General features: G+C 69.9%; 11 protein-coding genes. 7 read left to right on the forward strand and 4 right to left on the reverse strand.

Going from position 1 to position 10,449, the window contains the following annotated elements:
• Positions 1–424: enoyl-CoA hydratase-related protein (locus tag IJH84_RS13265; RefSeq protein WP_295144687.1), on the reverse strand; the 424-nt coding region annotated here is incomplete at its 3' end.
• Between the two features lie 245 nt (positions 425–669).
• Here IJH84_RS13265 and IJH84_RS13270 point away from each other — a divergent pair.
• From IJH84_RS13270 to IJH84_RS13290, 5 genes are all read left to right on the forward strand, one after another.
• On the forward strand, positions 670–1,923 hold the full coding sequence (locus IJH84_RS13270; RefSeq protein WP_200069526.1) for an acyl-CoA dehydrogenase family protein: 1,254 nt from the start codon (positions 670–672) through the stop codon (positions 1,921–1,923).
• 69 nt (positions 1,924–1,992) lie between these two features.
• Positions 1,993–3,348: a phosphotransferase family protein gene (locus tag IJH84_RS13275; RefSeq protein ID WP_295144692.1), complete on the forward strand. Its 1,356-nt coding sequence runs from the start codon at positions 1,993–1,995 to the stop codon at positions 3,346–3,348.
• A 43-nt stretch (positions 3,349–3,391) separates the two neighbouring features.
• Positions 3,392–4,312 (forward strand): SMP-30/gluconolactonase/LRE family protein, encoded by a 921-nt coding sequence (locus tag IJH84_RS13280; protein WP_200069528.1) that lies wholly within the window; start codon positions 3,392–3,394, stop codon positions 4,310–4,312.
• A gap of 119 nt (positions 4,313–4,431) precedes the next feature.
• On the forward strand, positions 4,432–6,225 hold the full coding sequence (locus IJH84_RS13285; RefSeq protein ID WP_295144697.1) for an acyclic terpene utilization AtuA family protein: 1,794 nt from the start codon (positions 4,432–4,434) through the stop codon (positions 6,223–6,225).
• Positions 6,212–7,693: a CoA transferase gene (locus tag IJH84_RS13290; RefSeq protein ID WP_295144700.1), complete on the forward strand. Its 1,482-nt coding sequence runs from the start codon at positions 6,212–6,214 to the stop codon at positions 7,691–7,693. Before IJH84_RS13285 ends, IJH84_RS13290 begins: the two co-directional genes overlap by 14 nt.
• On the opposite strand, the gene IJH84_RS13295 is transcribed toward IJH84_RS13290, so the two are convergent.
• A complete protein-coding gene (locus IJH84_RS13295) occupies positions 7,636–7,977 on the reverse strand; it encodes a zinc finger protein (RefSeq protein ID WP_295144704.1) in 342 nt (113 codons plus the stop codon). The genes IJH84_RS13290 and IJH84_RS13295 overlap by 58 nt on opposite strands.
• Positions 7,978–8,165: 188 nt before the next feature.
• Here IJH84_RS13295 and IJH84_RS13300 point away from each other — a divergent pair, with 188 nt between their 5' ends.
• Together IJH84_RS13300 and IJH84_RS13305 are read left to right on the forward strand one after the other, a co-directional pair.
• Entirely contained in the window at positions 8,166–9,029 is an 864-nt protein-coding gene (locus IJH84_RS13300) for a helix-turn-helix transcriptional regulator (RefSeq protein ID WP_295144707.1), read from the forward strand.
• 4 nt (positions 9,030–9,033) lie between these two features.
• Positions 9,034–9,228 (forward strand): DUF397 domain-containing protein, encoded by a 195-nt coding sequence (locus IJH84_RS13305; RefSeq protein ID WP_200069533.1) that lies wholly within the window; start codon positions 9,034–9,036, stop codon positions 9,226–9,228.
• A 70-nt stretch (positions 9,229–9,298) separates the two neighbouring features.
• Here IJH84_RS13305 and IJH84_RS13310 read toward each other — a convergent pair whose 3' ends face one another.
• Together IJH84_RS13310 and IJH84_RS13315 are read right to left on the reverse strand one after the other, a co-directional pair.
• Entirely contained in the window at positions 9,299–10,069 is a 771-nt protein-coding gene (locus IJH84_RS13310) for a class I SAM-dependent methyltransferase (protein WP_200069534.1), read from the reverse strand.
• Between the two features lie 19 nt (positions 10,070–10,088).
• Positions 10,089–10,449, reverse strand: a 361-nt coding sequence (locus IJH84_RS13315; protein ID WP_295144713.1) for a selenium-binding protein SBP56-related protein, incomplete at its 5' end; no start/stop codon positions are given.

Consider the following 10,449-nt stretch of genomic DNA (forward strand, 5'->3'; position numbering starts at 1 on the left):
ACAGCCGGGCGTCCGCGGCGACCACCCGGATGTCCGCGCCGAGGGCGACCTGCAACCCGCCGCCGAATGCCACGCCGTGCACCGCGGCGATCACCGGTACCGGCAGCTCCCGCCACACGTGCACGGCCTGCTGCCCGAGTGCTTTCGCGGGCCCGATCGGTTCCGCCGCGGGATGGTCCGGCGCACCGCCGCCGCTCATCGCCTTGAACGACTCGAAATCCAGCCCGGCGCAGAATCCGCGCCCGTCGCCGCGCAGGACCACGGCCCGCACCCGCGGGTCCGCGCGCAACCGCAGGCCGGTCTCGACCAGGGCGCTGAACATCGCCGGGTCCAGGGCGTTGAGCTTGGCCGGTCGGTTCAGCAGCACGTCGGCGACGCCGTCGGTGACGGTGCACCGGACCCGCTGCCCGGCGGGATCGGTCAAGGTGCCTCCTCGCACGTGCGGCGCGCAGGCCGGGTAGCGCCACCGTAGGACCGGCACAGGGAGCAGTCAAGACTGACCGCGAATCGCTTTCCGTCCACAATGGTCGGTCGTCGCACCGGCTCTTGTCGGCGCCCATCGGTGGTCGTATGGTCGCTGATTCGTCCACCAACGGCGTCGATACCGGCCTCCGACACATCGGAAGCCGCCATCTCGTTGACCGCAGGACCGCCGAGGCGAGGAGAACGATGGACTTCACCCTGCCGGACGAGCTGGTGCGACTGCTCGGCGAGCTCGACGCCTTCATCGACACCGAGATCCGGCCGCTGCAGCAGCAGCACGACAACGAGCGATTCTTCGACCACCGCAGGGAATTCGCCCGCACCGACGTCGAAGCGGGTGGCACGCCGAACCCCGAGTGGGAGGCGCTGCTGGCCGAAATGTTCCGGCGCGCCGACGCGGCAGGCTGGCTGCGCTACGGCCTGCCGGAGTCGGTCGGCGGCAGCGGCGGCGGGAACCTGGCGATGGCGGTGATCCGCGAACACCTCGCGGCACGCGGACTCGGGCTGCACAACGACCTGCAGAACGAGTCCTCGGTGGTCGGCAACTTCCCGTTCGTGCACATGATGCTGGACTTCGGCACCGAGCAGCAGCGCGCCGAGTTCATCGAAGGCATGATCACGCACCGCAAGCGGGTGGCGTTCGGGCTCACCGAACCCGATCACGGCAGCGACGCGACCTGGCTGGAGACCACCGCGGTCCCGGACGGCGACGACTGGATCATCAACGGTGCCAAGCGGTTCAACTCCGGGTTGCACTCGGCCACGCACGACGTGATCTTCGCGCGGACCTCCGGAGAAGGCGGCGACGCGCGCGGCATCACCGCGTTCATCGTGCCCACCGACGCACCGGGGTTCTCGGTGGACTTCCACTGGTGGACGCTGAACATGCCCACCGATCACGCCGAAGTGAGCCTGCGCGACGTGCGGGTGCCGGGCTCGGCGGTGTTCGGCGAGGTCGGTGGCGGGCTCGCGCTCGCGCAGCACTTCGTGCACGAGAACCGCATCCGGCAGGCCGCTTCCGGGGTCGGTGCGGCGCAGTTCTGCATCGACCGCAGCGTGCAGTACGCCCGCGAGCGCGTCACCTTCGGCAAGCCGCTTGCGCAGCGACAAGCCGTGCAGTGGCCGCTGGTGGAGCTGCACACCGAAGCGGCGCTGGTGCGCAACTTGGTCCAACGCACTGCGTGGGAGCTGGACCGCACCGACTCGTTCGAGATCAGCGATCGGGTCTCGATGTGCAACTACCGCGCTAATCGGTTGGTCTGCGACGCCGCGGACCGCGCGATGCAGGTGCACGGCGGTCTCGGCTACACGCGGCACGAGCCGTTCGAGCACATCTACCGGCACCATCGCCGCTACCGGATCACCGAAGGCGCCGAAGAGGTGCAGATGCGCAAGGTCGCGGGTTACCTGTTCGGGTTCGCCGGGCCGAACCGCCATTAGACGCTGCTGCGGTGGTTCGGCTGTCGTCGCGGACGTTCGCACCGCTGATGAAGACACGGGAGGTTTCGGGTGCCGCTGGAACTGCGCGATCGGCTCGCCGAGCGGTTGTCCGAGGTGTCGGCGGAACCGGTCGAGGTGTCCGAGCCGGAACGCCTCAGCGGCGGCGCGAGCCGCGAGACCTGGTCGTTCCGCGCGCGGTTCCGGGACGGCGAACGGCGGCTCGTGCTGCGCAGAGACCCGCCCGGCACCGGGGACGAGCACTCCATGGCGCTGGAGGCGACGGCGATCGCAGCGGCCGAACGCGCCGGTGTTCCCGTTCCGCGGTTGGTGGACCACAGCGCCGATGTGTCCATACTGGACGCTCCCTACCTGATCAGCGAGCACGTCGAGGGCGAAACGATCCCGCGGCGCCTGCTGCGCGAACCCGAGTACGAGCAGGCGCGCGCCACGATGGCCCGCGAACTGGGCCGGGTGGCCGCGCACATCCACCGGATCCCGCCGGATTCGGTGCGGGGGCTGGGACGCGGCGACGAACTCGGCACCGGGCTCGACGAATACGCCGCTTCCGGCGATCCGCTGCCCGCGCTGGAGATCGGCCTGCACTGGCTGCACCGCAACCGGCCCGAACCGGCCGGGGACGTGCTGGTGCACGGCGATTTCCGCAACGGCAACCTGATCGTCGGCCCGGACGGGCTGCGCGCGGTGCTGGACTGGGAGCTCGTGCACCGCGGCGACCCGCTGGAGGACCTGGGCTGGTTGTGCGTGAAGGCGTGGCGGTTCGCCTCCGCGCTGCCGGTCGGCGGATTCGGAACCCGCGAAGACCTGTTCGCCGGGTACGCCGAAGTAGCGGGCTGGTACCCGGATCCGGATGCGGTGCGCTGGTGGGAGGTGCACGGCACGCTGCGGTGGGCGATCGGCTGCCGATCGATGGCGCAGCGGCACCTTTCCGGCGCGAACCGCTCGGTGGAGCTGGCCGCGATCGGCCGGCGTGTCTGCGAGCAGGAGCACGATCTGTTGCTGGCGCTGGGAATCCCGCCCGGCGAGGTATCGCCCGGCGACGTCCCCGAGGAACCGCCGGAGCCCGGTCTGCACGGCCGTCCGACCGCCGCCGAACTCACCGAGGCGGTCGGCGAGTTCCTGCGCGACGAGCTCACCGGCGTCGCGGGCCGCGCCGGATTCCACACCAGGGTCGCGGCGAACGTGCTGGGAACCGTCGAGCGCGAACTGCGGCTCGGCCCCGGACAACAGCGGCGCGACGCCGAACGGCTCGCCGCGCTCGGATACCGCGACCAGTCCGCGCTGGCCACCGCGCTGCGCGCCGGGTCAGCCGATCCCGACGAGCCGAAGGTGCGCAGCGCGGTCCGCGCGGCCGTGACAGACAAGCTGCTGGTCGCCAACCCTGGCTATCTGTCGCACCCGTCCTGATCGCCTGATATCCAACAGGCCGGAACACGAGAGGAGACCCGACATGCCGGCATTCCGGACCGTGGCGGAAGGACTGCGCTTCCCCGAGGGCCCTGTGGCGTTGGAGGACGGATCCGTGCTGGTCGTGGAGATCCAGCGCGGCACGCTGAGCAAAGTGGACCCGTCCGGCGCGGTGTCGGTGCTCGCCGATTGCGGCGGCGGGCCGAACGGCGCCGCGATCGGGCCGGACGGCGCGATCTACGTGTGCAACAACGGCGGGTTCAAATGGCACGAGATGGGCGGCATCACCGCGCCCGGTGCGCAGCCCGACGACTACATCGGCGGGCGACTGCAGCGGGTCACCTTCGACGGCGCGGTCAGCAACGTCTACACCACTACCGGCAGCGACCCGCTGATCGGGCCGAACGACATCGTCTTCGACGCGCACGGCGGCTGCTACTTCACCGACCTCGGCAAGATGCGCGGCCGCGAAATGGCGCTGGGCGGGCTGTTCTACGCCCGGCCGGACGGGTCGCGCATCGACGAGCTCGTGCACCCGATGATCCAGGCGAACGGGGTCGGATTGTCCCCGGACGGCAGCCGCCTCTACGTCGCCGAGACCACTCCCGGGCGGGTGTGGACCTGGGAGGTCACCGCGCCGGGCGTGCTCAGCTCGGACGGTCCCGGGCCGGGTGGCGCGACGCTGCTGCACGGTTTCGACGGCTACCAGCCGCTGGACTCGCTCGCCGTGGATTCGGAGGGCAACGTCTGCGTCGCCACCATCAACACCGGTGGGATCAGTGTGATCAGTCCGGACGGCGCGCTCAAGGACGTGGTGCGCCCACCGGAGCACGACCCGTTCGTCACGAACATCTGCTTCGGCGGCCCGGACCTGCGCACCGCCTACATCACCTCGTCCGGCCGGGGACTGCTGTACGCGACCGAATGGCACTGCCCGGGGTTGCCGATGCATTTCACCGCGTGAGGCGGTCCGACTCCGGCGTGACCGCTGCGATCACGCCGGAGTTCGCTGAACGGTCGTAGCCCGATCCGGGCGGTACGGCCTAACGTCGAAGGAAAGGCGACCTGAGCGAGGTGTCGGCAGTGAGCGAACGCGCGGTCCGCATCGGCGACTTCTCCGGCTATCTGGGCGACCGGTTCACCGCCCTCGACGAGGCGTTGGCCGGTGATCCGGTGGACGTGCTGGTCGGCGACTACCTCGCGGAGATCACGCTGGCCGCGCTGTCGTTGCGCTACCAGCGCGATCCGAGCGGCGGCTACGTCGAATACTTCGTCGACCAGATCCGCCCGCACTTGGCCGCGCTGGCCGGACGCGGCGTCAAGGTCGTCACGAACGCGGGCGGTTTCCACCCGGCGGCGCTGGCGAGCAAGCTGCGCGAACTGGCCGCCTCGGACGGCGTCTCGCTGCGCGTCGCGCACATCGACGGGGACAACGTGCTGGAGCAGCTGCCCGCGTACCAGCGCAGCGGCCACCGGCTGGAGAGCCTGGACAGCGGCGCGGCACTCGCCGAATGGGACGCTTCTCCGCTGGCTGCGAACGCCTACCTGGGCGGCTGGGGCATCGCCGCGGCGCTGCAGGCGGGCGCGGACATCGTGGTGTGCGGCCGGGTCACCGACGCCTCGCTGACCACGGGCCCGGCCGCCTGGTGGCACGGCTGGGGCCGCGAGGCCTGGGACGAGTTGGCCGGTGCGGTGCTGGCCGGGCACATCATCGAGTGCGGCCCGCACGCCACGGGCGGCAACTTCTCCGGTTTCACCCGCGTGCCCGACATGTTGGTACCCGGCTTCCCGGTGGCCGAGGTCGCCGCGGACGGCACCGCCGTCATCACCAAGCACGCCCGCGACGGCGGGACGGTCAGCACCGACACCGTCACCGCGCAACTCGTCTACGAGATCCAGGGACCGCAGTACCTGAATCCGGACGTGACCGTGCACCTGGACGAGGTGCAGCTGCACCCGGACGGCGCCGACCGCGTGCGGGTTTCCGGAGCCACCGGGTCGCCGCCTCCGCCGACCACCAAGGTCGCGGTGTTCGGCAAGATCGGCTACCAGGTGGTGAACACGGTCTACGTGACGGGCCTGGACATCGACGAGAAGGTCGACCTGCTGCGCGCGCAGATCTCCCGGAACCTGCCGCAGGGCATCACCGAACTGGACATCACGCGCATCGGCAGCCCGGCGGCCGACCCGGAGACGCAGTGGGACGCGACCGCGGGCGTGCGGGTGATGGTCACCGCGCGGGACCGCGAACCGCTCGAGCGCTTCGACGCCGCCGGACGGCTCGGCTCGCTGTACCTGCAGAGCATTCCCGGGTTCTTCCACGACGGCGGCAGCGGCATGACTTCGGCGCCGCGCCCGCGCATCGACTACTGGCCCGCGCTGCTGCCGATGTCCGAAGTGCCGCACCGGGCCGTGCTCGACGACGACTCCACAGTGGACGTATCGGTTCCCGTCACGGAGCCCGTGCGGCCGCAGCCGGAGCATCCCGAACCGACCGGGTCGCCCGAGATCATCGATGCGCGGCGAGCCCCGCTGGGCGTGCTGGCGCACGCGCGCAGCGGCGACAAGGGCGGCAACAGCAACGTCGGCATCTGGGTTCCCGACGAACGCGCCTGGCCGTGGCTGCGCGACACGCTGTCCACCGCGGAACTGCGCAGGCTGGTACCCGAACTGAAAGACCTCGAAGTGGTGCGCCACGAGTTCCCGAAGCTGCGCGCGGTGCACTTCGTGCTGCGCGGCCTGCTCGGCACCGGCGGCTCGTCGAACCTGCGCGTGGACCAGGTCGGCAAGGCCGTCGGCGAATACCTGCGCGCCAAGCACGTGCCCATCCCGCGAGAGCTGCTGCCCGCAGAAGGAGACGACCATGTCGCTGACTGACCGGCTCGCCAAGGCGGTGTCCGAGCCGTCCGCGACCGACGCTTTCGACCCGCACGCCGAACTCGGCGAAGTCCTGTCCGGACTGGGTATGAGCACCGCGGACACCGGCGGCGAATTCACCTTCCACGGCGCGGACCCGGTGGTACCGAGCCCGCTGCGGCTCGGCGGCGGTTCCGCGATCGCGCTGGCGGCGAAGTCCGCGGCGATCGCCAAGCTGTGGCGGCTGCGCGGCGGGAACGGGCAGGACATCGAGGTCGACCTGCGCTCGGCGCCGCACCGGCTGTGCCCGTTCTACGACCGCAAGTGGGAGCTGCTGAACGGCCATCCGGGAGCCACCCCGGCGAATCCGAGCAACGCGCTCGGCTTCGCCTTCTACCCGACCGCGGACGGCCGGTGGGTGATGCCGCTGAACCCCTACCCGAAGATCAAGATCGCGGCGCAGAAGCTGCTGGGCGTGCCGGACGACGCGGACGCCGTGGCGCGCGCGATCTCCCGGTGGAACGGCCTGGAACTGGAGAACGCGGCCGTCGAGGCGGGCACCGTGCTGCCGATGCTGCGCACCACCGAGGAGCTGCTGGCCGAGCCGCACTACCGGGAGGTGCTGGCCGACCTGCCGCTGGTGGAGGTCACCAAGATCGGCGAGAGCGAGCCGGAACCGCTCACCGGTGGCGACGACCCGCTCAGCGGCATCCGCGCGCTCGGCATGGGCCACGTCATCGCGGGCGCCGGTGTGGGGCGCGCGCTCGCGCTGCACGGCGCGGACGTGCTGAACCTGTGGCGTCCCAACGAACTCGAGCACGACACGACCTACATCACCGCCAACGTCGGGGCCCGCTCGGCCGTCATCGATCCGTACGGCGAGGACGGTTCGCGGCGGATCCGCTCGCTGCTGGCCGACGCCGACGTCTTCTACGCCAACCGCCGCCCCGGCTACCTCTCCGACATCGGTCTGTCCGCGGAGGAAGCCGCCGGCGCGCGCCCGGGCATCATCCACGCCACGACCACGCTCAACGGCGAAAGCGGTCCATGGGCGGGGCGCGTCGGTTTCGACCAGACCGCGGGCAGCCTCACCGGCATGATGCACCTGGAAGGCGACGGTTCCACGCCTGCGCTGCCGCCGATCCTCGTGGTCAACGACTACATCGTGTCCTGGCTGATGACCGCCGGAGTCGTCGAGGCGCTGTCCCGGCGAGCCACCGAAGGCGGCAGCTACCGCGTGCACGTCTCCCTGACCCGCGCCGCGCTCTGGATCTTGAGCATGGGCGTGTTCGACAAGGATTACGCCACCGCCACCGCGAATTCGGACGCGCAGCACGCCTACCTCGACCCGGAGACGTTCACCGCCGAGACCCCTCTCGGCCACTACCAGGGCGTCACCGACCAGGTCCGGATGAGCGAGACCCCGGGCCGCTACCGCACGGTCCTGGTCCCGCGCGGCTCCTCCCGCCCGGAGTGGCTGCCGCGCTGAGCGGGTACGGAGCTTTCGTCCGGCTCCACCGACGCCTCCGCGTTCGCCGCGAGCCCCAACGATTTCCGCCGCTCGTCAAGACGCGCCTGCGCTTTCGCGACGCAGTCCGCGCAACTCGGATCGAGCCACTCGCGCGCTTCCGGCATCCCGAGCGTGGTGCTGATCCCGCACAACGTCGCGCACTCCAAGCCGGGATACGGCACGCACACCGGAGGTAGCGCGTGCCGTGCCCCGCCGAAGGGACGCCAGTAGACGATCGGGAAGCACATACCGGCATGACTCATCACTGCTCCATCGCAGTCCGGGGATCGGGAGGAGGCGGCGGCTCCGGCCGTCGGGGGAGGTGTCTGAACCGGAACCGCCGCCGAGAAGTGACTACCGGTATTGGTACCGTCACTTCCGGTATTGATCATACGATCGCCTAGGTTGATTAACCAGGGTGATCACCGGATCGAGTGAGGCGGAGGCGGACATGGCACCGACATCCCCTACAGTCGCCTGCTGGGCGATTGGACGTCGGCTTCGGGAACGACGCGAGGAAGCTGCGATAACCGGCGCAGCCGCCGCCAAGCGCGTCGGCGTGACACCTGCCTACCTTTCCGACATCGAACACGGGAAGAAGAATCTCGCCGAGGACCGTCTCGACGTCCTGATCGCCACCTACGGGATCGAAGAGGAAGAAGCTCGAGAACTTCGGTCCTTGCGCGCGAGCGGCGCGCATCGCGGCTGGTGGAATGCCTATTCGGCGCTGTTCAACAGTGACCTGCTCCGGTTCTTCGGTTTCGAGCACGGAGCCGAGACCGTCGACGTCTTCGACAGCGACTTGATCAACGGCCTGTTCCAGACCGAGGACTACGCACGCGCGGTCATCGAGGCTGGCAGCCCGAACGTCCGCCTCGCCGAAGTCGACCGCCGTGTCAAGTGCCGACTCGTGCGCAGACAACGCATCACGGGAGACGAACCGTTGAAGCTCAACGCGGTGATGAGCGAAGCCGTGCTGTGGCAGCGGATCGATGGTCCCGAAGTTCTCGCCGACCAGCTCGACCACCTTTCCGCACTGATCGAGCGGTACAGCGATAACCTGGCGGTGCAGGTCGTCCCGTTCACTTCCACCGGACACGACGCGATGGGCAGTTCGGCTTTCCACATCATGACGTTTCCGAGCGGGAAGCTCCCCGCCCTGCTGTGGCAGGAAACGGTTACTTCGACCGGGCTGATTTCAGATCCGACCACCGTGCGCGAGTACGGTCTCGCGCACGGCGACGCACTGAAGGCCGCGCTGGGACGAGACGACTCGCTCGCTCTGATCCGCAAAGTTGCGGGGCAGATAAGGTGAGTTCATGCAGTCTCACCGCGAGTTGGGCGATGCGCGCTGGCGCAAGTCCGGCCACAGCGCCAGCAATCCGCATTGCGTCGAGGTCGCCGTGACCGCTGATGGAGTCGGTGTGCGGGACACCAAGGACCGCTCCGGCGGCGTGCTCTCGTTCTCCTCGCAACATTGGCGCGATTTCCTCACCGCGCTCAAGGGCGACTGACCCATGGTGCGCCTCCGGACGTGAACGGGCACCGGGGACCGCGCCCGGCCGCTTCCGTCCGTTGCGGCGATCAGCCGCGTTCCCGATCCGGTTTGCGCGCCTCGACCAGCGTGCGGGTGGAGTGCGCGACGAAGGAACCATCGTCGTGGATGCGTTCGTGCAGCTGACGCAATCGGTCGCGGTACGCCTCCACGGTGAACCCGGGAACCGTCCAGATCACCTTGCGCAAGAAGAAGATCACTGCACCGACGTCGAAGAACTCCGCCCGCAGCCGTTCGCAACGCATATCCACGACTTCCAAGCCGGCCGCCCGCGCGTCCGCCGCCTCCCGGTCCGGGTGGCGCAGCTTCGCGGCCTGCGGCTGCGGCCCGAGGAAGTGCACCACCAGCTCCCACATGGTCGCCGGGCCGACGTGCTGGGCGAAGTAGCTGCCGCCCGGCCGCAGCACCCGCGCGATCTCCGCCCAATGCACGGTGGCCGGGTGGCGGCTGGTCACCAGGTCGAAGGCATCGTCCGCGAACGGCAGCGGCGACTCGTCCGGAACCGCCACCACGACCGCGCCACGAGGATGCAGAATCTTCGTCGCCGCGGCGGCGTTCGGCGGCCACGACTCGGTCGCCGCCATCGTCGGCGGGAACCGCGGGCATTCGTTCAGGACCTCTCCGCCGCCGGTCTGCACGTCCAGCGCCGCCGACGCCTGCGCCAACCGCCGGCTCATCGAGCGCTGATATCCCCACGAAGGGCGCTGCTCGGTGGCCCGCCCGTCGAGCCAGCGGAAATCCCAGCCGTCGACCGGCGAAGCTTCGACCTCGGCCACCAACTCCTCGAATGAGCAAGACACGCCGACGATCGTCCCAGCGTCAGCGGTAGCAGTAGGAGTCGGAAGAGGCGTCGCCGCCTTGCAGGCGGACCTGGTGCACCCGCAGTCCGCGGAAATCCTCGCCGTGCGGGAAGAACGACTCGTCCACCGTCAGTCCACCCGCCGGGTCGGCGTCCAGCTTGGCCATCCAAGCACCCACGCCGTCCGGATAGAACTGGTCGTCCCAAGCACCGTAGAGCGAGTTCGTCAGGTACACGCGCCGCCCGTCGCGGCTGATCTCGACCATCTGCGGACCGCCGGAGAGCGGCGAAGCAGGTGCGGCAGGGTGCGGACGGCGGCCCACGATCCCGCCCAGGTGCACCGAACCGGTCTCCCGCGGCAGCGCGGGGTCGGTGACGTCG

The sequence above is a fragment of the Saccharopolyspora sp. genome (genome assembly GCF_017434145.1).
Taxonomy (GTDB): domain Bacteria; phylum Actinomycetota; class Actinomycetes; order Mycobacteriales; family Pseudonocardiaceae; genus Saccharopolyspora_C; species Saccharopolyspora_C galaxeae.